The following is a 24,198-nucleotide window of genomic DNA, read 5'->3' as shown; positions in this document are numbered from 1 at the left end:
CCTGATTCCACCAGAGAAAGAAGGATGCTGCATGTACTATTCACGGAAAAGATTGATGGCGGATCTTCCAGAAGAGATGACGGCCATATGGTCCTGCACCAATGAAGAGTGCAACGGATGGATGAGAGACAATTTCGTTTTTTCGATTCAGCCGGTCTGCGGCCAATGTCAGGCTCTCATGGAGAAGAGTGAAAAGATGCTGCCTGTCGTAACGAACACCAGTCCTAATCAGGTTAAACGCTGATTAAAGGATGCGGAGAGCGCCTTAACCCTGTAAGCCGAGCATCGCCTGCGTGAACTTCCCGCGGACGGTGACTCGGCTTTTTTGCCGGCAGGCTGTGAGTCTTATGGCCCAAGCGTACCGAAGGCGGCTGACAACTGCCTATATGAATCGTCACAATCCTTTCAGAAATGCGAAAGATAGGGGCTGTCCGAGTCTAAATCGAAACTCCCGGAAGACCGATATACAAGAGTAGAAACGCTTGCTGGATAGCTTGCTGAACGTGCCCGATTCGCATTGAAATTCTCCCCTGTCCGAACCCTTTTTCCTGCCGTTCTTCCGGTACGCGGCAAGCCGCCGCAGCGATTCCTCGCAAGATGCCGTCCGTCGTCCTTTATTTGCTTCACCCTATATTGTGACAAAGGCAAACCTGCCGAAAGGCAGGGACGCAAAGCCATAGGGCCTTCTTCGCTCTGCTAAGCTCCGCTTGAAGGGACGCAGGACGAAGGTGGCAGCCGCGCTGCCGGAAAAAGAGTGATTTCTGCCTGAAATCAAATCGGTTCCAATCAAGCAGACTCACTTGGGGGAAGAGCTTTTTGAACGTATGCCGCCGATTTAGACCCGCCGTTTGATAAAAGTAATTCCTCCTCCGCCCATTCGGGCGCCGCTGACCTATCCCAAGGCAGCGGCGGCGATCAGGGAACTATTTTAACGGAGGAGAAATACCATGACTTCATGGAACAGACCTGATGGCAACACCCGCAATATCTGCAATGACCGCCAAGAAGCTTCAACTCCTGTCCCCGCCCGGCGCAGCCGGCCGCGCAGCAAGCTGCTGTCCAGAGCAGGTTCCGCCCTCGCGGCGCTCGCCCTGATTCTCGGCGGACCGGCCCTCTCCATGGGACCTGTATATGCCGAGCAGCAGCCCGCAAGCGCTTCAACCGCCGCCGGCATCACAATCACGCCATCGGCTTCTCCGGCGCTTAAGGCTGCCGTCACGCAAGCAGTGTATGCTCCGCAGGCTGGTGCCGCCGCTCTTGCCGCCGCTGCTCCGCAGGGCAAGCTCTGGGAGATCGGCAAGCATGACGGAAGCTCCGCCGAATTTGCCGACTTCAAGCCGATGACGGCGGTCTACTCCACCTATGCCTCCGACCCGGCTGCGCCGGACTGGAAAGCTTTTCCCAAAGGAATGAAGGCCAGCGTCAACAAGACGCTCTCCATCGGCTACAAGCTGGATGCGCTGCCGGCGTATGGCGCGGAGCTGGATGTGCACATTCTGAATGCCTATATGTCGGTTCCCCAGATGGCCGTGTACTCCAACGGAAGATTGGCGGGCATGCTGCAGATTGCCGGGACCTCGGGCAGCGGCGGCGCCAATCCTTACCGCGATGAATACCGGCTGTATATTCCGGTGGAGCTGCTGAAGAGCGGGAGCAACGAGCTCAAGCTGGAGGTCTATGCCGGCTCCTATGCCGGCACATCCGGTGACGCCTATCTCTGGTACGAGTGGGACGAGCTGTCGCTGACCGCTCTGGAGGCCCCGGCCGCCGAGCCGATTCATGGCCGGTATGTCCACCTCGGAACCGCGATTACGAACGGGTTTGCTATGAACGACAACGTGACCCGGCTGCTGCCGGATCTGACCGAATGGCTCGGTTCCGCCTACAGCGGCAATATGATGCGGGTCCCTGCCTGGTCCGATACGCGCAACCAGTGGCAGGACGGCCTCGGAGCGTATTTGCAGACGCTAAAGGACCTGAATCTCCAGCCGGTGGTGGGCATGATCGGCTCCAACTATATGGGCAGCACCGAGATGCTTGCCGGACATGTGTCCGAGGAGATCAAGACGTATATCCGCCAGTTCATGGCCTCCTACGGTTCGTCTTTCGCTTACCTGGAGCTGGATAACGAGCCGGGCGTATTCAATCACAACCAAGCATCCCTGGTGGAACTGGCGCAATTCCTCCAATCCCAGAAGGCCGCTTATCCCCAGTTAAAAATCGTTGCCCCCGGCTGGGCCTACTGGCCCTCCAAAGGCACTCCCTACGGCTGGGAGCGCGATCCCGCCCAGCGGAGACCGATTGAAGCCCTGTCCGATCTGACGAACGGCCACAGCTACGGGCTGTCCGGCCTTACGCAGGGCCGGGGCGGCTCCCTGAACGAGAACCTGTTGTCCTACAACGGGGGCACCGAGGAAGGTCTGCCCAAGGAAATGATGATGACGGAGACGGGCGCCAACGATCTGCATGCCGACAACAGCAAGTTCGGCGCTACCGCTTACAAATACGCCGCGGCATTCGACCGGGAGCTGCGCGCCGACATCGGCTATGCCGACCATATGATGCAGCACACCGCCTTCGATACGGCCAATCCGAACTATGCGCTCTTTGCCCAGCCTGCCAACTGGAGCACCCACCGCGCTGCGGATACGGCGGCCTGGTCGGCGAATGCGGCTGAGGGCGGGGAGACGCGGCTGCGAACCTTCCGCAGGCTGGCGGCTGCCTATGCGACGCACGGATCGCCCCTGGCCTACTCCTTCCTGAGCGGCGATGAATCAGCCGGGCGCAAAATCTATGTCCGCGCTGTAGACACCCGGGCCCTGGGCGCTTCAAACATCGGCGCTTCGGCGGACAAGCGGATTGTCAGCATCGTCAATTTCGAGCCGGCCGGGACCCCGGCACGGCGGGTTGCGGTCCGGATTATGCTCCCGGATAACGCCGCCTACCGGGTAGAGCAGTACCGGGACGGCAAAACGCTGGGGGCAGCTTACTCTTCCTATGAACGCACGGCATCGCCGTATATGGATGTAGATCTGAATGTGGCCGCAGGCGAAGCGGTGCAGCTGTACCTGACGCCGAAGGAGACGCAGGCTCCGGCACAGCCGGTCATTGCCGGCGCCGCCATGGCGACCTGGAATACCGCAGTCATCCAGTGGGGCGAGGCGGCCGACAACCGCAAAACAACCGGCTACGTGCTGTACCGCGACGGGGCCGAGCTGGCCGTCCTTCCCGCTGCCGTGACACGCTATACGGATACCTCGGTCGCCTATGACCATACCTATGCCTACACCGTCCGGGCGTTTGACGATTCCGGCAACAGCTCGGCGGCGAGCAGCCCGGCCACGCTGGCCGTGCCGGATATGCCGGTAACGCCGGGCGGACCGCTCTATGAGGCCGAGAAGGGCAAGCTCGGCGGCATCGCCAAGACGGCAGCCGACGCCGCGGCTTCTTCCCAAGGCTATGTCCGGGATATGCACGGCAGCGGAGCAAGCGTCAGCATTATCAACATCATGCCGGGTGCGGGCGATTATTCGGTTCGCATCGGGTACGCCACCGCGGCGGACGCTACGCTGAACCTGTACGTCAACGACAAGCTGATCCGCAAGCTGACCTTTGCCTCGACCGGCAAGTCGTCGGGCGCGGGCGCTTACAAGAGCATTGCCACCGAAGTGACGCTGACCGACGGGCCCAATACCGTGATGCTGCGTCATGACAGCGGCAACACCGGCGGAGTCAACCTCGATTTTATCGAGCTGACGCCGAAGCAGGGACTGCCCTCCACCGAGACCGGCTGGCGCGATTATGCGTTCAGTGACGAAGGGATCTTTTACTCGGCCGGCATTGCAACCAATGAGAACGGAAGCTGGAATGAGACCGAGAGCTCCGGCGAGATCGCTTCCTTCAGCTTCACCGGCACCGGCGTGCGCTGGCTGTCCAATGTCCAGAGCAATATGGGCACGGCGCAGGTCTATATCGACAACGTCGCGAAGGGCATCATCGACCTGACCTCAGCGAACCTCGAAGGCTACAGCAAAGTCGTCTACGAAGTCAAAAACCTGACCGATGCTCCCCACTCGCTGCGGATCGTCTCATTGGAAGGCAAAGTAACCTTCAACCGGTTCAGCGTTAACGGCCAGGAGCAGACTTTGAGAGCGGCGCAGTAGTCTATAAACAAGTTCGAGCGGCAGTACCGGGAGCGAATTGAACCGGTCTGCCGCTCGCTTTTATCGGACAGTCATCCAACCGATACATAGAGGTGACAGCTAAACCGTTTAGAAGAAAGGATAATCATGAAGAATTTTGCTGAAGAATTGGTCTATTGGTATTTGCGGTTTAATGGGTTCTTTCCCTTAACCAATTTTGTGCTGCACCGGCAGGGATTGCAGGACGGACATCAGAACGCGGACGCAGATCTCGTTGCGATCCGTCCCAAGTTTGTGGCGGAAGAGGTAGGCAATGGCCACCGTGATGAATATCTCTTCGGACATTTTAGCCCGAATACCAACATCGGATTGATCTGTGAAGTAAAGTCCGCTTCCAGATTAAATTTAGAGAAAGTACATATGCGAAGAGAGGATCGCATCCAGTATTGTTTGAGGAGGATCGGATTCTTCTCGGAGACCAAAGTAAGGCTTCATGCAGAGGAGTTAAGAACCCGTTCCGTATCAAAAGGGCAATTTCATGAAGTGGGCAAGCTTCTGGTCACCAAAAGAGAGAATGCTGTACCGGGTTTTATTTGCCTGTCCATGAACCATGTTGAAGCCTTTATTATGGATCGAATCCGATACTTTTCCAGAGAAAAGGAAGGCGCCAAGCTTTACTTTGACTCCGACATGCTGCAGTACATGATCTGGAAAAGCAAAGCGCGATAACCGTTCTCTAATGCTTGCCAAGCGCATTTGCTCGGTGATCCCGCTCCTCGTGGCTAATCCCCGCTCCCGCCCGGGGCCGGAAGAGATTCCGCCGTCGGCGCACCGCCGGCTCCGCCGGGTGCGGACGGGGACGCGGAGCGGGCCCGGGACCGGGCAACCGCGGCTCCCCAGCCGCCGCCGTCCATCTCCGTCAGCTCCTTCCAGTACCGCTTCGGCATATTGGAGATCCGAAGCCGCTCATTCCGGCGTTCCTTGATGCCGATTGCTTCGTAGAAGCCCTTCCAGAGCCGCCGGTAGCGCTCCTCCGTCTCATCCGGCTGGGGCGGCGTCCACGCTTCCAGCGGAATGATGGCGGATCGTCCCGGTTCATGAATGAGCGCCATGCGGTGGGCGGCATCATAGATCATGAAGCGTTCGCCCCCGAACCGGTCGCAGAAGTGGTCGCGGATGAGCGGGAGTACAAGGTTCCGCGGCTCAATCACCGCCGCTATGACCGGTCCGTAGACGGAGAAGCGGATCAGGCCGAGATAGCGGTGGCTCTCCCGCCGCAAGTGCAGAACGGCCTTAACCAGTGCATCCACCGTATCATCGGCAAGCATGTCCAGGACGCGCGGGCCATGGGCGAAGCCGAGCTGGAGGAACTTCAGCAGCAGCAGTTCCTTGTCCGGGAGACAGGTACAGAAGCCCAGGCGCACCAGTTCTTCGGCCTTCGCCCCGATGCGCTGCGGGATGGACCGCAGGACGCGTCCGGCATGCTCGGGATCGGTCTCGATCCATTTGGACTCCAGCAGCAGCCCGGGACCATCGTCCTGGGGATGAATGGCCAGCGGGGTCTCCTTCCACACATAACTCTCAAATACGCAGGAGAGCAGCCCTTCGAAGCTGCCGTCATAGCTGTAGGCCAGCGCAGCCGTCTTAAACATAAGCAGTCCTCCCGGAAGAGGCCTCTTGGGCGAGCGCGTCGATGGAATCTGCTCCGACCAAGGCCGCTTCGGTAAGCCGTGGATCGGCCGCTTCGGCCAGGGCAGCAGCGGGCCCGCCGGCAGCCGGTCCGCCCTCAGCCGGTCCGCCAAGAGGCCGGGAAGAATTAGGCCCGCCGGAGAAGAGGTCCGCAGGCGCTGCGGGCTCCGGCAGTCCGGTCACTTCGGCCTCGCTGAAGAAGGAGAGCTGTTCGGCCTGCGGCTCCCGGAAGGCCGCCAGTTCCTGACCGGACATCAGCGAGCGCAGCAGCGTATGGTCGCTGACCTTCAGCCCTTCCAGCATGCGTCCCCGGCAGGTCAGAAAGAACTGAGCCCGCTTCAGCACCACACCCAGCTTCTTCAGCGCAGCGAAGTCCAGGCTTCCGGCCCGGCGGGCCTTGACGATTCGCTGGGCGCTGCGCACCCCGATGCCCGGTACGCGCAGCAGCATTTCGTAAGGCGCGGTGTTGGCCTCCACGGGGAACAATGCCCGGTTGCGCAGCGCCCAGCTGCATTTCGGATCCAGCAGCGGATTGAAGTTCGGGGCCGACTCGTCCAGCAGCTCGCCCGCGCGAAAGCCGTAGAAGCGCAGCAGCCAGTCGGCCTGGTACAGCCGGTGCTCCCGCAGGAGCGGCGGTTTGGTGTCGAGCGCAGGGAGGAGCGAATGCTCCACAACCGGCGTGTAGGCGGAGTAGAACACCCGCTTCAAGCCGTATTTGCGGTACAGTCCTTCCGTCAAGGCGAGGATCCGCTGATCCGTGTCGGGCGTTGCTCCCACAATGATCTGTGTGCTCTGGCCCGCGGGGGCATACCGGGGAGCATGGTCGTAACGGACGAGATCGTGGCGGTTCTCACGGATTCGGGCCTGGATGAGTCCCATAGGCTTCAGAATGGAATCCTTGCTCTTGTCCGGCGCCAGCCTGCCGAGGCTTGCCTGTGACGGCAGCTCGATGTTGACGCTCATCCGGTCGGCGAGAAGGCCGAGCCGGGAGAGCAGCCGTTCGTCCGTTCCCGGAATGGCCTTGACATGAATGTAACCGCCGAAGCGGTGAACATGGCGCAGCAGCTCCAGGGCGGCAATCATCTGCTCGGTCGTATAGTCGGGATTGCGCAGAATGCCGGAACTCAGGAACAGGCCCTCGATATAATTGCGGCGGTAGAACTGCATCGTGACATCGGCAATCTCTTCCGGCGTAAAAGTGGCCCGCCGCGTATAATTGGACCGCCGGTTCACGCAGTAGGCGCAGTCGAAGACGCACCGGTTCGTCATCAGCACCTTCAGCAGCGAAATGCAGCGGCCGTCGGCGGCGAAGCTGTGGCAGATGCCCATGCTGGTGGTGTTGCCCATGCCGCCGGCGCTTCCCTTGCGGCTGGAGCCGCTGGAAGTGCAGGCGACATCATATTTGGCCGAGGCGGTCAAAATTTCGAGCTTCTCCATTACGTCCACGGGGAACCCTCCTTTATATAAATGGAAGTATATATCGAACATGTGTTCCTGTCAAAGACAAAGATCCCTTGCTTCGGCTATATTAAGTTCAGGAGAAGAAAGGGGTGTGAGGGCAATGATCGAAGTGGCGGCAGCGATTATAGAAGACCGTCAGGGGCGGATTCTGATTGCCCGCAAACGCAGAGGCAAAGCCCAAGAGGGGCTCTGGGAGTTCCCGGGCGGCAAGCTGGAGCCGGGGGAGACGCCGGAGGCATGCCTGAAGCGCGAGCTGCTGGAAGAGATGGGGCTGCGCATCCGGCCTTACGCCCGGTTCGGCGTCAGCGAGCACCGGTACGAAGAGATTCATATCCGGCTGACGGCTTACCGCGCCGTGCTGGAGGGCGGCGAGCCGGTGCTGACCGACCACGACCGGTACGAATGGGTCCATCCCAGCGGGCTGGGAGCGTATGAATTTGCGGCTGCGGACATAGAGTTTGTGGACAAGCTTATGCTATAGTTAACCAAGAGACTAACGAAGCAGAGGACCGGAGAGGAAGTACGTAATGGCAGAGTTCGTGTACAAGCAAATTATCGACGATCTGAAGAAGAAAATATTCGCCGGGCAGTTTGCGGATATGCGTCTGCCGGATGAGCGCAGCCTGAGCGAGCTGTACCAGGTCAGCCGCAGCTCGGTGAAGCAGGCGCTGACGAAGATGGAGCACGCCGGAATTATTTTCAAGAAGCGCGGATCGGGGACCTTCATCAACCCCCTGTATATTAAGAACGAATCGGTCTTTAACTATGAAGGCTCGAATCTGGGCGTGACCGACAACTTCCATATGAACGGCCAGAAGCCGCAGACCCGGGTGCTGGGCTTCGAGGTGATTCCGCCGACGGAGGAGCTGCAGCGGGATTTGTTCCTGGAACCGCATGATTTTGTCTACAAAATCGTCCGGCTTCGCCTGTTCGACGACGTGCCTTTTATGATCGAGACGGGGTATATCCCGATTAAAATCGTGCAGAATTTGAACCAGACCATCATTGAAGGTTCCATCTTCAACTATCTGGAGAGCGCGCATAATCTGGCCGTGACCAAATCTTTCATGTCCATCTTTGCGGAGCCTTCGCAGGAGCAGGACCGGGAGCTGCTGCTGCTGAAGGAGAACGAGCCGGTCGGCATTATGGAAGGGATCTTCTTCCTCGACAACGGAACGCCGCTGGAATTCTCCCATATGCGCATTCATTATCAATACCTAAAATTTAACACGTTTGTATCGGTGCAATAAGCGGAAGACTGGAGGAAACTCCGGTCTTTTTTTATTGGGTTGAAAAGGCGAATGACCATTTGTCCATATGTTGTTCAACTTTTCACAAAATTGGACCGTATCAATTATAAAAAAGGTTGTATTTTATAATTAAGTTGGTATGATGAACTCAAGAGAAATTTTTCACAATCGGTCGGAAGGCTGATATTAAGGAGTGGAGAGAAATCATGGGACTGACTCTGCAAGTGGATTATTCGTCCAAAACCTATTTCGACAAGCTGGATGCATACTGGCGCGCTACGAATTATATTTCGGTCGGGCAGCTGTACCTGAAGGATAACCCGCTGCTCCGGGAACCGCTGCAGGCCGATCATGTCAAGGTGAAGCCGATCGGGCACTGGGGCACCATCCCGGGCCAGAACTTCATCTATGCGCATCTGAACCGGATCATCACCAAGTACGATCTCGATATGTTCTATATCGAAGGACCGGGCCACGGCGGTCAGGTCATGGTCTCCAACTCCTATCTGGACGGCAGCTACACCGAGATCTATCCGGACATTACCCGGGATATTGCCGGCATGAAGAAGCTGTTCAAGCAGTTCTCCTTCCCGGGCGGCGTTGCTTCCCATGCAGCTCCCGAAACGCCGGGATCGATTCATGAAGGCGGCGAACTGGGCTACTCCCTGTCGCACGGAGTCGGCGCAATTCTCGACAACCCGAACCTGATCTCCGCTGTAGTCGTGGGCGACGGCGAAGCCGAGACCGGACCGCTCGCCGCTTCCTGGTTCTCCAACCGGTTCATCCATCCGGCGACCGATGGAGCCGTACTGCCGATTCTGCATCTGAACGGCTTCAAGATCAGCAATCCGACGATCCTCTCCCGGATGTCGCGGGAAGAAATAACTGCTTATTTCACAGGCATGGGCTGGGAACCGCACTTCGTGGAAGGCAGCGATCCGGCGCTGATGCACCCGGCTATGGCCGAGACGCTGGACCTCATCGTCGAGAAAATCCGGGACATTCAGCGCGAGGCCCGCACCGGCGGCGGACAGACAACCCGCCCGCTCTGGCCGATGCTCGTGTTCCGTTCCCCGAAAGGCTGGACCGGACCGAAATCGTGGGACAATGTGCCGAATGAAGATTCGTTTCGCGCCCACCAGGTGCCGATTCCGGCTGACCGGAAGCATATGGAGCATGCGCCGGCGCTGCTGGAATGGATGAACAGCTACCGTCCGGAGGAACTGTTCGAACAGGACGGCAAGCTGAAAGCCGACATCGCCGAGATTCTCCCGTCGGGCGACCGCCGCATGGGCAAGAATCCCGTGACGGATGCCGGACGGCTCGTGAAGGAACTCCGTCTGCCGGACTTCCGCGATTTTGCGCTGGATAACTCCGTACCGGGCGCCGTTACAGCGCAGGATATGGCCGTTCTGGGCAAGTACATGAAGGACGTCCTCGCCCTCAATGAAGACAACCGCAACTTCCGCATCTTCGGACCGGACGAAACGATGTCCAACCGCCTGGGACCTGTCTTTGAAGTAACGAAGCGGCAGTGGATGGATGCCGTCAAGGAACCGAACGACGAGTTCCTGGCTTCCTACGGCCGGGTCATTGACTCGCAGCTGTCCGAGCATCAGGCCGAAGGCCTTCTGGAAGGCTATGTCCTGACCGGCCGCCACGGATTTTTTGCCAGCTATGAAGCGTTCCTGCGCGTCGTCGATTCGATGATTACCCAGCACTTCAAATGGCTGCGCAAAGCGACCGATCAGGGCTGGCGCGCAGATATTCCGTCCCTGAACGTCGTGGCGACCTCGACCGTATTCCAGCAGGATCACAACGGCTATACGCATCAGGACCCGGGCCTGCTCGGCCATCTCGCCGACAAGAAGCCGGAATTCATCCGTGAATATTTGCCCGCCGATGCCAACACCCTGCTGGCCGTATTCGACAAGGTGCTGAATGACCGCCAGAAGATCAACCTGATCGTCTCGTCCAAGCATCCGCGTCCGCAGTGGTTCAGCGCGGACGAAGCGCAGGAGCTTGTCGATAAAGGCTTGAAGATCATCGACTGGGCTTCGACCTGCGGCGACCAGGAGCCGGATGTGGTCTTCGCTTCCTCCGGCACGGAGCCGACCATGGAGAGCCTGGCTGCTATCTCGATTCTGCACGAGAAGCTGCCGAACCTGAAGATCCGCTATGTGAACGTCGTCGATCTGCTGAAGCTCAGAAGCAGCAAGCTCGACCCGCGGGGCCTTAGCGACGACGAATTCGAAGCTTACTTCACGGCCGACAAGCCGGTTATCTTCGCCTTCCACGGCTATGAAGGACTCATTAAGGATCTGTTCTTCGACCGCCGCAACCGCAATCTGCATGTGCACGGCTACCGGGAGAACGGCGATATCACCACACCGTTCGACATGCGCGTGCTGAACCAGATGGACCGGTTCGACCTGGCCAAGGAAGCGGTGCTGAGCCTGCCGAACCCAGAACAATACCGGGCCATCGCCGACGAGATGGATGCGGTCATCGCCAAGCATCATGCCTACATCCGGGAAGAAGGCTTCGACCTGCCGGAAGTCGATAGCTGGGTATGGAAAGACCTGAAATAACGGCAGAACCGAAATAACGAACGTGCAATCGGATCTCCGGCAGCTCTGCTCCGGCAGCGAGCAACAGAGAGGCACCCTGAAGAGGGTGTCTCTTTTGTCTGTGCCGCTTTTCCAGGAATGTACTATAATAAGCAGATAAACGAATGAGAGCGCATACGGAGGGATCGGGTATGGACAAGGTACAAACATTGGCGCAGAAATTGCAGGCGAATACCGGCAAGGTGATCGTAGGCAAGGAAGAAGAGACCGAGCTGCTTCTGACAGCGCTTCTGGCCGGAGGGCATGTGCTGCTGGAGGATGTCCCGGGCACCGGCAAGACGCTGCTGGCCAAAAGCCTGGCAGCCTCGCTGAGCCTTGGCTTCCAGCGCATCCAATTCACACCGGACCTGCTGCCTTCCGATCTGACGGGAAGCCACTACTACAACCAGAAGGAAGGCGAGTTTCATTTCCGCCCCGGTCCCTTGTTCACCCAGATTGTGCTGGCCGACGAGATCAACCGGGCGACGCCGCGGACGCAATCCAGCTTGCTGGAATGCATGGAAGAGCGCCAGATCAGCGTCGAAGGCATCACCATGCCGCTGGAGCGGCCGTTTCTCGTCATGGCCACCCAGAATCCCATCGACAACCAGGGAACCTTTCCGCTGCCGGAAGCGCAGATGGACCGGTTCATGATCAAGATGCGGCTCGGTTATCCGACCGCCGGCGAAGGCGTAGAGATTCTGAAGCGGACGCTCGGAGAAGGGGGAGGAACCTCGGTCATTGCTCCGGTCGCTTCCGCAGCCGAAGTGCTGGAAGCGCAGCGGCTCTGCGAAGAGGTCCGCGTAAGCGGCGACCTGCTCGGCTATATTGTGGCGCTGGCCGAGGCGACCCGAGAGCATCCGGAGACGGCGCTCGGCGTCAGCCCGCGCGGAACCCAGGTGCTGCTCCGGGCCTCCAAGGCGCTGGCAGCGCTGCGGGGCCGCTCTTTTGTGCTGCCGGACGATATCAAGCAATTGCTTGTCCCGGTATGCGCCCATCGCCTCGTTCCGAAGCGCCGCTACGGCGTTCAAGAACAGACGGCGGAGCGGCTGCTGCTGGACATCGCCGCGAAGGTTCCGGTTCCAAGCGAGGAAGGCGTGGAAGGCGGCGTTCGCTGATGGCGCTGATCTGGCTTCTCATCGCCTGCATGATTGCGATGACTCTGCAGGGCTGGCTGCTCGGCCGAAGGTCGCTGTCGAAGCTCGGTTATACCCGCCGGTTCAGCACGGAGGCTTGCCATGCCGGGGAAAGGATCGAGATGGTGGAGACCATTGCGAACCTTAAGGTGCTCCCGGTTCCCTGGCTCCGGCTGGAGGCGCTGCTTCCGGCTTCGCTGACTTTTGCCCGGAGCAGGGAGACGGCCATCAGCAAGGGCAGCATCTACCAGAACCATGCCAGCCTGTTCACGCTGCCTCCGAAGACCCGGATTACCCGCACGTACCAAGTGGAGTGCGAAGGCCGGGGAATCTACCGGATCGAATCGGTGACGATGACCGGCAGCGACCTGTTCGGGGTCTATACGCCGGCGCGCCAGATTCCGCTGAACCAGCGGCTGGTGGTCTATCCGAGGCTTCTGGAAGAGGAGGAGCTGCCGCTGTCGTGGCGGACCTGGCAGGGAGAACTGGCTGTGCGGCGCTGGATTGTCGAAGATCCCTTCCAATGGAGCGGCATCCGCGAATACGCGCCCGGCGACCCTCTGAACCGCATTCACTGGAAAGCCAGCGCCCGCAGCGGCGGGCTTCAAGTGCGCCGCAACGGCCATTCCGCCGATCCCCGGGCCATGATCTGCCTGAATATCGAGGAATCGGAGGCGATGTGGAGCGTCGTTACGGAGCCCGGGCGGCTGGAGGCTGCGCTGTCCTGCGCGGCGACGGTGGCCGCCCGGCTGATCCATCAGGGCATGGCTGCCGGCTACGCCCATAACGCCTGCGTCTCGGAGGCCGCCGGCCGGCCGGAAGGGCGGGTGGCGCCCGGTCACGGGCTTCCGCATCTCGTGCTGCTCCTGGAGGCGATGGCCGGGACCGACCTTAAGGCCCGGGAGCCGTTCTATGAATTTCTGGCGCGCGAAGCGGCGGAAGAAGAGCGGGAGCCGCTCGATTATCTGCTCGTCACCGCCCATGTCTCGAACCGGATTGCGGATGCCATCCGGTCATTGGAAGAGCGGGGGCACCGTGTTGCGGTAGTCGGCGAACCGCTATGGGGAGGAGGCGCGCGCGATGAACGATAAAGCCAAGCCGCATGCGGCATTAAGCGGCGGACGGAAGGAAGCGGACTCCCGTCCGGAGCCGTCTCCCGGGGCGGCAGCCGCCCGGGAGACCGGGCGTGCCCGCAGCCGCGAGCTGCGGGCAATGGCCGCCGTCGCCCTCATGGAGACGGCGGGCTTGTTCCCGGCAGCGCTGCTGTACGCCGTCTACGCGCTGCATGCTTCCCCGCCGATCCTCCTGCTGGGGATCGGCCTGCTGCACCTGGGCGGCCAGGCGGCGGGCGCCCGGCAGATCGGCAGCGGCCGGGCGCTGCCTGCGGCCCTGGCGCTGCTGCTGGCCGCGGCGGCGATAACCGTCGCCGCGTACGGCCTTCGCCCCGCCGCGCTCGCGGGCGGGGCCGCCCTGCTGGCCGCTGCGCTGCGCGGCCTGCTGATCGGCCGGCAGCGGGGCTGGGCCCGCCTGCTGCCGCAGGTGCCGGCCGTCGGGGTCGCCGCGGCGGCCCTGATGTATGCGGCCATCGCCGCTTCCAAGCCGGCGGGGCTGACTCCCTATGCCCCGCTGCTGTACGGCGCGGGCATGACGGCCCTGTTCCTGCTGCTGCTGCGCTGGAACCGGTACCGCATCCGCGCCGCTGCGCTGAACGTCGAAGGCGAGGCGGCGCCGGCCGGCCGGATTGAGACGGTCAACCGGCGGATGACCGGGCTCCTGCTGCTCCTTGTCGCCGCCTCAGCCGGCTGGCAGGGCCTCGGTCCTCTGCTGCGCAGGGTGGCCCGCTGGCTGATCGGCCTGCTTCCGAAGCCGGCCGCGCCTGTCCCTGAAGAGAAGCCGGCCGAAGTGCTGCCGCAGGCGATGCCGGGCTTCACCAAGGGCGAGGATGCCGCCGCCGGCACGCCGGAATGGCTGCGTATTGCCGGCTATATTCTGCTCGGTCTGCTGGCGACGGCAGCGGCGGTTGCGCTGCTTGTGCTGCTGTACCGGCTGGTGCGCCGCTGGCTGCCTGAACGGGTGCGGTACGGGCTTCGCCGTCTCGGCCGGCTGCTGCGGCGTCTGCGCGAAGGGCGCAGAGCGCCGGAGGCCGAAGGCGGGTATATTGACGAGGTTGAGAAGATCGAGCGCGCCGCAGCGCCGGCACGGCGCCTCTGGCTGCGGCTGGGGATCTCCGCGCGCTCTGCGGACGAGGACCCGAGGGCCGCGTACCGGCGGCTGCTGCGCGGAGCGGTGAAGCGCGGCTTCGGCTACCGGCCAAGCCGGACCCCGCTGGAGAACGGAGCCGATATCGCTTCACCGGAGAAGCGCTTCACGGAATTGGAAGACCGGGAAGTCCGGCGGATTATCGACCGGTACAACGAAGTCCGCTACGGCGGAGAACGGCCTGACTGACTAGGCGGACCTTGGGTCCGCCTTTTTCTGTGCGGCGCGGCGTCTGGCAGCCAAGCCGACACCGCAGTTCGCTCGGCAGAAGGCAGAAATCCGCTTCAAGCATTTACCCTTTGTGAAAGCGCTATTTATATAGTAAGATAGAGCGGATGAAGGGTTGTGAACGCGCGTTCACAACCTAACAACCCGGTCACGGGAACCGATATGCAGAAGAATCAACGGACAGACAGGAGGAAGAGGAACAATGAAGATTACGCAACTGGGAGTCCCCCTGGAGGGCTTCGCCGAATTCAGCCGCCGGTCGGCTTCAGAGGGCGCCGTGCTGTTGAAGAATGACGGACAGACGCTTCCGCTCCGCAAGGGAGAACGCGTTTCTATATTTGGCCGTACCCAGATTGATTACTACCGCAGCGGTACCGGCTCGGGCGGCAGCGTGCATGTCGCGTACACCACCCATCTGCTGGGCGGGCTCCGGTCCAAATCCGGCCTCGCCGTCGATGAGGAACTGGCAGCGGTCTATGAGCAGTGGATTGCAGAGAATCCGTTCGACAACGGCGGCGGAGGCTGGGCCGCCGAGCCTTGGCACCAGCGGGAAATGCCGCTGACCGATGAGCTGGTGGCCGGTGCGAGAAGCCGTTCGGACAAGGCGGTCATCGTCATTGGACGGACGGCCGGAGAAGACCAGGATAATGCCGATGAACCCGGAAGCTATCGGCTGACCGAAGAAGAGAAGGCGATGCTGGAGCGGGTTACGGCTCATTTCGAGCAGACGGTAGTCGTCCTCAATGTCTCCAACATCATCGATATGAGCTGGCTGAACGCCGCAGATTATGTTCATCCGATCGCCAGTGTCATTTATGCCTGGCACGGCGGCATGGAGGGCGGCAACGCCATCGCCGACGTTCTGTCCGGAGAGGTGACGCCGAGCGGCAAGCTGACCGATACGATTGCCCGTTCGATCGGCGATTATCCGTCGACGCGCAACCACGGCAATGAATTCGCCAACCTGTATCAGGAAGACATTTATGTCGGATACCGTTATTTCGAGACCTTCTGCCCTGACCGGGTGCAGTTCGAGTTCGGGTTCGGCTTGTCTTACACGACCTTCTCCATTGCTCCCGGCGAAGCCCGGTTGTCCTCTGATAAAGGCGGGTCTGTTCTTAACCTGGAGGCTGTCGTTACCAATACCGGAACCGCCTATGCCGGACAGGAAGTCGTCCAGGTCTATTATGAAGCGCCGCAGGGGCTGCTTGGCCGGCCGGCCAAGGCGCTGGCAGCCTTTGCGAAGACGGGGCTGCTGAAGCCGGGCGAGAGCGAGACCGTTACGTTGAACTTCCCGGTTCACCGCATGGCTGCCTATGACGATGAAGGCGTTACGGGCCACCGCTCGGCCTATGTGCTGGAGGCGGGCACTTACGTCCTGCATGTCGGAAGCAGTGTCCGCAGGGCGGCGAAGATCCGGGTAGAAGGCCGGGAAGGCTACCTCGTGCCCGAGCTCACGCTGGTCGAACAGCTGCAGGAAGCGGGAGCTCCGGCGCAGAGCTTCCGGCGGCTGAAGCCGGGAACCCGCAAGAATGACGGAACCTATGAGCCGCAGTGGACAGAGGTCCCGACCCGCCGGATCTCCATGGCCGAACGGATAGAGCAGAACCTGCCGGGCGAGCTGAAGCAGACCGGCGATCTCGGCTATACGCTCCGGGATGTTCAGGAAGAGCGAATCCGTATGGAGGCCTTCATCGCCCAGCTGGATGATAAGGACCTGGCCGCCATCGTCCGCGGCGAAGGAATGAGCAGCCCGCTGGTCACTCCGGGCACCGCTTCCGCCTTCGGCGGCGTCAGCGACGCGCTGGCCGGCTTCGGTATTCCGGTTGCCTGCACAGCGGACGGCCCTTCCGGCATTCGGATGGACAGCGGCCATAAGGCGACGCAGGTAGCGATCGGAACGCTGCTGGCGGCAACATGGAACCCGGCTCTCGTGGAGGAGCTGTATGTGCTGGAGGGCCAGGAGCTGCTTCGCAACGGCATTGACACCCTGCTCGGGCCGGGCCTGAACATCCGCCGGAGCCCGCTCAACGGCCGGAACTTTGAGTATTTCTCGGAAGATCCGCTGGTTACCGGTATCTTCGCAGCAGCCTGCACCCGCGGCATCCGGCGCGGAGGATCGAATGCCACGCTGAAGCATTTCGCCTGCAATAGTCAGGAGAAATACCGCAGCAAGGTCGACGCCGTCGTCTCCGAGCGAGCCCTGCGCGAGATCTACCTGAAGGGCTTCCAGATCGCCGTTGTCGAAGGCGGAGCCAAGAGCATTATGACCGCTTATAATCCGGTCAACGGTCACTGGTCGGCCTCCAACTATGACCTGAATACGACCATTCTGCGCGGCGAATGGGGATTCCAGGGCATTGTGATGACCGACTGGTGGGCCCAGATGAATGATCCTGTCGAAGGCGGGACGGCCGACCCCAAGAACACGGCCGCGATGGTCCGCGCCCAGAATGATCTGTACATGGTCGTGAGCAACTACGGCGCCGAAGTGAACGCAAGCGGCGACAATACGCTGGAGGCACTCGGTGACGGGCGTCTGACCCGGGGCGAGCTTCAGCGCTGCGCCGCCAATATCTGCGGCTTCATCATGCAGGCTCCGGTCTTCTTCAGAGAGCAGGGAACGTGGGAGACCGTCCAATCGTTCTCCGGTGATTCCGGCCTCTCGCCGGAAGGCGCGGCGGAACTGCCCGAAGAGGGCGGCGCGATCACGCCGAACCCTTCGGGAGTTACCCGGGTGGCCGTGCGCCGCTCCGGCGAGTACCGGATGTTCGCCACCGTAATGTCCGAAGGCGATCATCTGGCGCAGAGCGCCTGCAATGTAACGCTGGGCGGCGAGCCGGTAACGACGATACAGACCAACGGAACCGGCGGCCGCCGGATCAGGCTGAAGCAGGTCAAGGTCCGGCTGGAGGCCGGCGTGTACGAAATGAAGCTGGAGTTCGTCAAGCCGGGCCTTCACATCGAGACGATTGAATTCAATCCCGTGTCCTGATCCTAAAGGGAACGGAGAGAGCGGACGGACGCCTCATCCCGCCTGTCGGGCCATTATTTTGGAAGCTTGGCCTCTGCCGCGGCGAGGACGCCGCTGATCTGCTTCTCCCAGCCGTACATGTTCTGCCAGCAGGCATGAATCCGGCCGAGTTCCCTGTACATGATCGCCATCTCGGTTGCAGCCGTCATGGCAAGCCCTGCCTTGACGGCCGAGCGATAACGCTTGCCGGCGGCGGTTCGGGTCTTGTTGGCTGACGCGATCTTCCCGTTCTCCGCCGTAATCTGCTTGCGGAGAGCCGCAACCGGAGCCAGCGCTTCCCGGACGGCGGCGGCTTTGGCCGCCGCCGTCTTCTTCGCTTCCGCCAGCGCCGCTTTGGCGTCCGCAATCTCCTGGCGGGCGGCGGTTACGGCCGGCTTCATCCGGTTCCGCTGCAAGTCCAGCAGATCGGCGCTCTTCTTGTCCTTGGCCCCGCGGGCGGCGGTCGCCCGCTTGCCGAGGTCGGCATACTGCTGGAGCAGGGGAGCATAGCCGGCCGATGCGCCGGCGGCCGCCGCGGACAGCCTGTCGATGACGGCCTTGTCAATGAGCTTGACGGCAGCGGTGATGCGCTGCTGCCGAAGGTCATTGGCCGCACGGAGATCGCGAATCTCCGCCTTCTCGAGCTTGATCGCCGCCTCCAGAGCGCCATACCCGTCATACAGTCCGTCCATGCGGGCCAGCGCTGTGCTGAAATCGGCGGCAGACTCCGCCCCTGAGGCTTCTGCGGAGCCGGACGGAGGCAGGACCAGGAGAGCGGCGGCCAGACACAGAACGAGCAGGCGGGCAAGCAGACGGGAAGAACGGCGGTACACACAAGGGTCAGGGGTTGGCATGGAATTCGATCCTCATTTCTATGAATATGTACCGGAAGCCGAAGCAGTCTTCGCCGGCAGACGGCAAGAAGCACCCTGCGGAACAAGGCGCAATGGCCTGTCCGCAGGGTGCTTCCCTGCTTTCAGCTATGGTTTGACCCAACTATATACAATATTTCCCTGGTCGTCAACATCTATCGGAACAAATGTTTCCCCAACGGGGAACCGGTAATCCCGTTTCAAAATAAAGCTTGCGCCTGACTCCTATCTATGATATATTATCCCTTGTGACTGCCCCTTATAGTTATGCGGTCGTGGCGGAATTGGCAGACGCGCACGGTTCAGGTCCGTGTGGGCTAACCCCCCGTGGAGGTTCGAGTCCTCTCGACCGCATCTTGATTTGAATATCGCAGTCCAGCCCTCCGGCGCTTAGCCCGGAGGGCCTTTCTTTTTATATCCAAATCCGACCAAAGCGAAGTGAATGCAGAGATGGAACCACAGCTTGGGAGCAGAGGGAAGACGGCGCGGCAGCCGGGGAGGCTGGCGCGGAGTCTGACGGGAGAGACGATGGACTACAGGACCATAGCGGCGCTGTTCCTGCCGATTCTGGTCGACCAGATCTTTGTGGTCGGGCTGAACGTGGCCAACACGGCGATGATCAGTTCGGCGGGAGTGGCGGCGGTCAGCGCGGTCAATATGATTGACTCGCTGAATATTTTCCTGATCAGCGTCTTCATCGCCGTCTCCACCGGCGGCACCGTTGTCGTAGCCCAGTACAAAGGAAGCGGCAACGACGCGATGGTCTCCCGGGCGACGGCCGGTACGGTCTCCTCGGTCTCGCTGCTGGCGCTGGCCACGGGCCTTGCCGGAATTGCGCTGTCGTCTCCGCTGCTGCGGCTACTGTTCGGCGCTGCCGAACCGGAAGTCATGGCGAACGCCCGGCTCTATCTGATCGGAAGCTGCATTTCCTACCTCGGCATCGCCGTCGTGGAAGCGGTCTGCGGCGCGCTGAGGGGCATCGGCCGGACCCGAGCCTCCCTGTGGCTGTCCCTCATCATGAATATTGCCTATGTGCTGCTGAACGTGCTGTTCATCAACGGATTCCGGATGGGTGTGCTGGGCATGACGCTGGCTATCAATATAGCCCGTTACCTCGGCGCGGCCTGCGCAGTCTACTACCTGTTCCGGCTCGACACCAGCCTTCGACTCAAGCTGAAGGATCTCCTGGCGGTGAAGCTGGATATGGTCAAGCGAATTCTGTCGATCGGGATGCCGTTTGCGGCGGAACAGATGTTTTTTAACGGCGGCAAAATCCTGACCCAGACCTTCGTCGTCAGCCTGGGCACTTACGCCATTGCGACGAACGCCATATCCGGCTCCATCGCGCTCGTCATGCAGATTCCGGCCAATGCCCTCTCGCTGACGATTGTGACCGTCGTCGGCCAATGCATGGGCAGCCGCAACATCGACGACGCGAGCAAGTTCATCAAGACGTTCCTCAAGCTGTCGTCTCTGTCCTTTGCGCTTATGGGGCTGCTGGTGCTCCCGTTCTTCCATCCCCTGATCTCGCTGTTCCACCCGCCGGCGGCCATCGTGGACGACATCTGGATCATTGTGCTCATGAATACGATCATTCAGGTGCCGCTCTGGTCGATCAGCTTCATCACGCCGGCGGCGCTGCGCGCGGCCGGAGATGCCAAGTTCACCTCGCTGGTCGCCATGCTGTCGATGTGGCTGTTCCGCGTTGTTCTGGGTTATCTGCTCGGCATCGTCTTCGGTTTCGGCATCATCGGCATCTGGGTCGCCATGGAATGCGAATGGGCCATTCGCGGTACGATCTTCCTGCGCCGGTTCCTCAGCCGGCGGTGGGCCCGGCATCAAGTCATCTGAAGCATTGAGCGGAGCCGTCTCTCCAAAAGGAGAGGCGGCTTTTTTGGCATATCCCGGACCCTGCAGGGAGAAAAATGTCATTTACAAAAATTTCTATTTATTTTACAATTTAGAGCATCAAAACCTATACCAGGCAAAGGGGAATGGAAATGAATCGGGCTGCCGGAATTGAGGATATGGTAGGAGCCATCCGCCGCAGAACTCTGCTGGACAAGTATGGAAGGGACGGCGGCGCAACTGTGCTGGAGGCGCTGAATCTGCCGCTGAGGCTGAACCGGTTCAGCTGGGGCGGGCTGTATCTTCTTCTCGCCGGTTATGCGGACAGGCTCTGCGGGGCAGAGACGGAGGAGATTGCGGTATCGGTTGAGCTGCTCTGTCTGTCCTCGAAGATACTGGATGATCTGGCGGACGGAGATAACCCGGCGCTGGCGGACGCAATCGGCGAATCGGGGGCGGTCTTTCTGTTCACCGATCTGCTGGTGGATTGCCTGCGGCGGCTGAACCGGGTATCGGAGGAGCCCGATCGGCTGTACGCCTATTTGCAGGAGGCGCTCCACGGAGAATGGATCGACGTCAGCCGGACGGCATTCGACGGCATGGATGAAGAACGCTATATGACCGAAATTCTGCCCAAATCCGCCGCTTTCTTCAAAATCGCCGCCTTCCTTGCCGACCCCGGCCGGCGCGAATTCTGGGAAGCGTTCTGCGATTCGGCCGCCGCGGCGACCCAGCTGCTGAACGATCTGCACGGAGTCTTCAGCGAGGGCAAGAGCGATCTTGCGCGTCTGCGGCCGACGCTGCCGCTGATCAAGGCGCTGGATATGCCGGAGGAGTACGGAGGGGCGGAGACGGCGCGGCTCCTGCGCGGCTGCGCGGCCGGAGACGTCCCGCAGGAAGCCGCCCGGGAGCGCCTGGCCGCCAGCGGCGCGCTGGAATACTGCGCCATTATCCGCGAGATGCACAAGGAGAGATGTGCGGAGCTGCTCCGCACGCGTTTCCCCGAGGAGCAGGAGCGGAACGCCCGTCTGCTGGACTATCTGGGTCTGGGTCCCGAATGAGCCGTTCCGTCTGGAAGGGCCTGATTCCGGCCCACTCCATTCTGCTGATGCTGACTGTGGTCCTGTTCAAGGACGGCAGTCCGCAGGGGTACGGAGAAGATCTGCTGTTCATCACCCTGCTGATCGGGCTGGGCACATTCGTCTATCTGAATACGTCGAAGATGCCGGCGGCCGGATGGTTCATCGTCTGCATGTATATGGCCGCCTGGATTCTGCTGCTGCTGAACGGGCCTTCCCGGGGCTATTATGCCGTGGGGCGGGTACTGATGAGCCTTGCGCCAAACGCTCTGTTCATGTTCTTCGTCCACTTCACGGAGCTTCCCCGGAAGGCCCCCTACCGCAAATGGAACCGTCTATTGCTCGGCTCGGCGCTGGCGACGGCCGCCGCGCTGCTGAGCTTCCGGGCGGAGCTTGCCTATATGCTGTTCCTGCATCTGCTGGTCATGGCCGCAAGCTGTATCCGGCTGTCGGTCTACTACAGGGCGAGACAGCGCCGGGTGCTGAACTGGGAACGGACGGTGCTCAATGTCTCGATCTGGGGCGCGCTGCTGCCTTTTATTACGGCCTATACGTTTCTTCGCCACTTTCTGACCGATTCGGTCAAGTTCAATACGATCTACGCGCTTATTCTCGTTCCCGCAGCGGCGGGCTGCATCTTGATGAAGCGGAGCCGGCCGCTCCGCACTCATCTCAACTACATGTATCTGCTGAAGCTGACGGCATTCGTGCTCACGGGGGCTGCCCTGCTTGTGCTGTTCAGCAGCTGCCTGCTGGGCATCACCCTGTTCCAGACCTTGCTGCTTCTCTATGCAGGGACCATTCTCTTCTACTCCTGTCTGCTATACCAGCGTCGTCTGGCGACCCGCCATCTGAATATGGTGAATCAGGCCCGGGAGAAGATGGAGAAGGAACGCCAGGACATTCTGCAAAAAGTAACCTACGATCAGTACCTGTCCACGCTGAGCAATCTGATCCGCCAGCTGATCGACCGGACGATCGCTCTGGACGGAACGCTGATTATCTGGAAGGAGGACGGGCGCAGCTATGTCCTGGAGCAGAGCGGCGTGTTCGAGCCGTTCTCGCTTCGCAAATACGATACCCGGCAGCTTCAGGAGAGCATCGGCTATTTTGCCTACGGAACGCAATCGTATTATTCCTTCCCGCTGAAGTACCGGAATGAGGTGCACGGATGGCTGATTGCAGGGCACAAACGCGGCGGCGACAAATTCACGCCCGATGAAGTCAATACGATTCTCGTCATGGCCGACACCATCTGCGAAATTCTGAAGACAACGGAGATTCTGCACCGGGGGCGGCAGCGGCGCATCCTGGTTCCGACCATCCGCCAGGAGGATTATGTCAACGTGACCATGAAGCAGAAGGAGGAGGATATCCGCAAAAGCATCGCCCTCTATCTGCACGACGATGTGCTTCAGCCCATTCTGGCTCTGCGCAATATGACGGAGGTGCTCCATACCCGGCAGGCGGATGTGCGGGAACTGATGCTGGATACGCTCGGCGAGCTGAACGCTTCGATCCGGGACCGGATGTTCGATATTTATCCGACGACGCTGGCCGACCTTGGACTCGTGGAGAGCTTGGGCATTCTGTGCGGCAAAATGAAACGCGAGGCCGTACACCGGCCCGGCCTGCAGATTCGTCTGGACGCGGAGCCCGGTCTCGATCCCGGGGGAGAACTGGCGTACGCCTTGTTCCGCATGATTAAGGAACTGCTGACCAATGCGGTCAAGCATGCCGACGCCAGCGAGATTGTCGTCTCGCTCTATGCGACCGACCGGGACCTTCTGATCGCGGATGTCACCGATAACGGCAAGGGATTTGATTCGGAGGACTGCGAAGACGGCATGGAGAGCGGCCGGGGCCTGCATATCGGCCTGCTGTCCATCCGGCAGGAGGTCAGCGTGCTTCGGGGCGAATTCTCCATCCGCAGCGGCGGCGACTGCGGCACCCATGCCCAGATCAAAATTCCGTTGAAGGAGGCGGACAAGGATTATGCACATTATGCTGTTTGACGACCACAAGCTGTTTGCCAAGAGCCTGGAAATTTCTATGCGGGGCATGGTGGAGCGCTTCGAGACGCATACTTCGCCGGAGAAGATGATGGACATCCTGGCCGCTGGCCGGCCGGACATTGTGCTGATGGATATACATATGGGAGATTACAACGGGCTGGAGATGGCGCGGAAGGTGCTGGAACGGTATCCGGAGCAGAAGATTATTTTCCTCTCGGGCTACGACTTGATCGAATACCATAACCAGGCGATTCAGATGGGAACGCGGGGGTTCATCAACAAGAATATTTCGATTCACGAGCTCGTGGAGCATATCCAGTTCGTGGCGAGGGGCGGGCTGATCTTTCCGAAGTACGACTCCGATACCCAGCCACTGACCAACCGGGAAAAGGAGGTGCTCCAGCTCATGGCGGAGGGGCTGCGCCAGCAGGAAGTGGCGGACCGGCTCTACATCAGCCGGCGGACGGTCAATAACCACCTGCAGACCATTAATGAGAAGTTCAATGTCAATTCAACGGTGGCCGCCATCATGCGCGGCATCGAGATGGGGATTGTGAAGGTGAAGTTCGTCAAATAGGAAGATCTGCGCTGCCGGGC

General features: G+C 60.6%; 17 protein-coding genes, 1 tRNA gene and 1 riboswitch. Of the genes, 15 read left to right on the top strand and 3 right to left on the bottom strand.

Annotated elements, in window-relative coordinates:
- The first annotated feature begins 31 nt into the window (after window positions 1-31).
- The 3 genes from RBI05_RS12215 to RBI05_RS12205 all read left to right on the top strand — a co-directional run bounded on the left by RBI05_RS12215 (window position 32) and on the right by RBI05_RS12205 (window position 4,871).
- Window positions 32-244, top strand: a complete 213-nt coding sequence (locus RBI05_RS12215; protein ID WP_310551313.1) for a cold-shock protein — start codon at window positions 32-34, stop codon at window positions 242-244.
- Window positions 245-633: 389 nt separating this feature from the next.
- Window positions 634-748: riboswitch (cyclic di-GMP riboswitch) on the top strand.
- Window positions 749-947: 199 nt separating this feature from the next.
- Window positions 948-4,163, top strand: a complete 3,216-nt coding sequence (locus tag RBI05_RS12210) for a polysaccharide lyase family protein (protein ID WP_310551312.1) — start codon at window positions 948-950, stop codon at window positions 4,161-4,163.
- 126 nt (window positions 4,164-4,289) lie between these two features.
- Window positions 4,290-4,871, top strand: coding sequence for a hypothetical protein (locus tag RBI05_RS12205; protein ID WP_310551311.1), 582 nt, complete (start codon window positions 4,290-4,292; stop codon window positions 4,869-4,871).
- Between the two features lie 53 nt (window positions 4,872-4,924).
- Here the strand turns inward: RBI05_RS12205 and RBI05_RS12200 are convergent, their stop codons facing one another.
- Together RBI05_RS12200 and RBI05_RS12195 are read right to left on the bottom strand one after the other, a co-directional pair.
- Complete coding sequence (locus RBI05_RS12200) at window positions 4,925-5,794, bottom strand: TIGR03915 family putative DNA repair protein (RefSeq protein ID WP_310551310.1); 870 nt, start codon at window positions 5,792-5,794, stop codon at window positions 4,925-4,927.
- Entirely contained in the window at window positions 5,787-7,268 is a 1,482-nt protein-coding gene (locus RBI05_RS12195) for a putative DNA modification/repair radical SAM protein (protein WP_310551355.1), read from the bottom strand. Before RBI05_RS12195 ends, RBI05_RS12200 begins: the two co-directional genes overlap by 8 nt.
- Before the next feature lie 124 nt (window positions 7,269-7,392).
- Between RBI05_RS12195 and RBI05_RS12190 the strand changes: the two genes are divergently transcribed.
- The 7 genes from RBI05_RS12190 (at window position 7,393) to RBI05_RS12160 (ending at window position 17,769) form a co-directional block, all read left to right on the top strand.
- Window positions 7,393-7,773: a (deoxy)nucleoside triphosphate pyrophosphohydrolase gene (locus tag RBI05_RS12190; RefSeq protein WP_310551354.1), complete on the top strand. Its 381-nt coding sequence runs from the start codon at window positions 7,393-7,395 to the stop codon at window positions 7,771-7,773.
- A 46-nt stretch (window positions 7,774-7,819) separates the two neighbouring features.
- Window positions 7,820-8,542, top strand: coding sequence for a GntR family transcriptional regulator (locus RBI05_RS12185; protein ID WP_310551309.1), 723 nt, complete (start codon window positions 7,820-7,822; stop codon window positions 8,540-8,542).
- 206 nt (window positions 8,543-8,748) lie between these two features.
- On the top strand, window positions 8,749-11,133 hold the full coding sequence (locus RBI05_RS12180; RefSeq protein WP_310551308.1) for a phosphoketolase family protein: 2,385 nt from the start codon (window positions 8,749-8,751) through the stop codon (window positions 11,131-11,133).
- A gap of 170 nt (window positions 11,134-11,303) precedes the next feature.
- On the top strand, window positions 11,304-12,269 hold the full coding sequence (locus RBI05_RS12175; protein ID WP_310551307.1) for an AAA family ATPase: 966 nt from the start codon (window positions 11,304-11,306) through the stop codon (window positions 12,267-12,269).
- Window positions 12,269-13,378, top strand: coding sequence for a DUF58 domain-containing protein (locus RBI05_RS12170; protein ID WP_310551306.1), 1,110 nt, complete (start codon window positions 12,269-12,271; stop codon window positions 13,376-13,378). Before RBI05_RS12175 ends, RBI05_RS12170 begins: the two co-directional genes overlap by 1 nt.
- Window positions 13,368-14,735: a DUF4129 domain-containing protein gene (locus RBI05_RS12165; RefSeq protein WP_310551305.1), complete on the top strand. Its 1,368-nt coding sequence runs from the start codon at window positions 13,368-13,370 to the stop codon at window positions 14,733-14,735. The genes RBI05_RS12170 and RBI05_RS12165 overlap by 11 nt, the downstream gene beginning before the upstream one ends.
- Before the next feature lie 241 nt (window positions 14,736-14,976).
- Window positions 14,977-17,769 carry a glycoside hydrolase family 3 protein gene (locus RBI05_RS12160; protein ID WP_310551304.1) on the top strand — a complete coding sequence of 931 codons (2,793 nt, stop codon included), beginning with the start codon at window positions 14,977-14,979 and terminating at the stop codon, window positions 17,767-17,769.
- 53 nt (window positions 17,770-17,822) lie between these two features.
- On the opposite strand, the gene RBI05_RS12155 is transcribed toward RBI05_RS12160, so the two are convergent.
- A complete protein-coding gene (locus RBI05_RS12155; RefSeq protein ID WP_310551303.1) occupies window positions 17,823-18,641 on the bottom strand; it encodes a hypothetical protein in 819 nt (272 codons plus the stop codon).
- 287 nt (window positions 18,642-18,928) lie between these two features.
- Between RBI05_RS12155 and RBI05_RS12150 the strand changes: the two genes are divergently transcribed.
- The 5 genes from RBI05_RS12150 (at window position 18,929) to RBI05_RS12130 (ending at window position 24,178) form a co-directional block, all read left to right on the top strand.
- Window positions 18,929-19,013: transfer RNA gene (locus RBI05_RS12150), tRNA-Leu, on the top strand.
- Between the two features lie 96 nt (window positions 19,014-19,109).
- The gene (locus RBI05_RS12145; RefSeq protein WP_150458747.1) at window positions 19,110-20,510 is read left to right on the top strand and encodes an MATE family efflux transporter; all 1,401 of its coding nucleotides are present in this window, start codon (window positions 19,110-19,112) and stop codon (window positions 20,508-20,510) included.
- Window positions 20,511-20,659: 149 nt separating this feature from the next.
- Window positions 20,660-21,568 carry a polyprenyl synthetase family protein gene (locus RBI05_RS12140; protein WP_310551302.1) on the top strand — a complete coding sequence of 303 codons (909 nt, stop codon included), beginning with the start codon at window positions 20,660-20,662 and terminating at the stop codon, window positions 21,566-21,568.
- Window positions 21,565-23,601: a sensor histidine kinase gene (locus RBI05_RS12135; protein ID WP_310551301.1), complete on the top strand. Its 2,037-nt coding sequence runs from the start codon at window positions 21,565-21,567 to the stop codon at window positions 23,599-23,601. Before RBI05_RS12140 ends, RBI05_RS12135 begins: the two co-directional genes overlap by 4 nt.
- Window positions 23,582-24,178, top strand: a complete 597-nt coding sequence (locus tag RBI05_RS12130) for a response regulator transcription factor (RefSeq protein ID WP_150458750.1) — start codon at window positions 23,582-23,584, stop codon at window positions 24,176-24,178. Before RBI05_RS12135 ends, RBI05_RS12130 begins: the two co-directional genes overlap by 20 nt.
- The last annotated feature ends 20 nt before the right edge of the window (window positions 24,179-24,198 follow it).

Source organism: Paenibacillus glufosinatiresistens (assembly GCF_031470375.1).
Taxonomy (GTDB): domain Bacteria; phylum Bacillota; class Bacilli; order Paenibacillales; family Paenibacillaceae; genus Paenibacillus_AQ; species Paenibacillus_AQ glufosinatiresistens.
The sequence above is the reverse complement of the archived record's forward strand: the minus strand, read 5'-3'. Positions and strand labels throughout refer to the sequence as shown.

Coding starts and splice junctions, on each gene's coding strand:
- RBI05_RS12215 (WP_310551313.1), top strand. CDS start 32: ATGTACTATTCACGGAAAAGATTGATGGCGGATCTTCCAGAAGAGATG.
- RBI05_RS12210 (WP_310551312.1), top strand. CDS start 948: ATGACTTCATGGAACAGACCTGATGGCAACACCCGCAATATCTGCAAT.
- RBI05_RS12205 (WP_310551311.1), top strand. CDS start 4,290: ATGAAGAATTTTGCTGAAGAATTGGTCTATTGGTATTTGCGGTTTAAT.
- RBI05_RS12200 (WP_310551310.1), bottom strand. CDS start 5,794: ATGTTTAAGACGGCTGCGCTGGCCTACAGCTATGACGGCAGCTTCGAA.
- RBI05_RS12195 (WP_310551355.1), bottom strand. CDS start 7,268: ATGGAGAAGCTCGAAATTTTGACCGCCTCGGCCAAATATGATGTCGCC.
- RBI05_RS12190 (WP_310551354.1), top strand. CDS start 7,393: ATGATCGAAGTGGCGGCAGCGATTATAGAAGACCGTCAGGGGCGGATT.
- RBI05_RS12185 (WP_310551309.1), top strand. CDS start 7,820: ATGGCAGAGTTCGTGTACAAGCAAATTATCGACGATCTGAAGAAGAAA.
- RBI05_RS12180 (WP_310551308.1), top strand. CDS start 8,749: ATGGGACTGACTCTGCAAGTGGATTATTCGTCCAAAACCTATTTCGAC.
- RBI05_RS12175 (WP_310551307.1), top strand. CDS start 11,304: ATGGACAAGGTACAAACATTGGCGCAGAAATTGCAGGCGAATACCGGC.
- RBI05_RS12170 (WP_310551306.1), top strand. CDS start 12,269: ATGGCGCTGATCTGGCTTCTCATCGCCTGCATGATTGCGATGACTCTG.
- RBI05_RS12165 (WP_310551305.1), top strand. CDS start 13,368: ATGAACGATAAAGCCAAGCCGCATGCGGCATTAAGCGGCGGACGGAAG.
- RBI05_RS12160 (WP_310551304.1), top strand. CDS start 14,977: ATGAAGATTACGCAACTGGGAGTCCCCCTGGAGGGCTTCGCCGAATTC.
- RBI05_RS12155 (WP_310551303.1), bottom strand. CDS start 18,641: ATGCCAACCCCTGACCCTTGTGTGTACCGCCGTTCTTCCCGTCTGCTT.
- RBI05_RS12145 (WP_150458747.1), top strand. CDS start 19,110: ATGGAACCACAGCTTGGGAGCAGAGGGAAGACGGCGCGGCAGCCGGGG.
- RBI05_RS12140 (WP_310551302.1), top strand. CDS start 20,660: ATGAATCGGGCTGCCGGAATTGAGGATATGGTAGGAGCCATCCGCCGC.
- RBI05_RS12135 (WP_310551301.1), top strand. CDS start 21,565: ATGAGCCGTTCCGTCTGGAAGGGCCTGATTCCGGCCCACTCCATTCTG.
- RBI05_RS12130 (WP_150458750.1), top strand. CDS start 23,582: ATGCACATTATGCTGTTTGACGACCACAAGCTGTTTGCCAAGAGCCTG.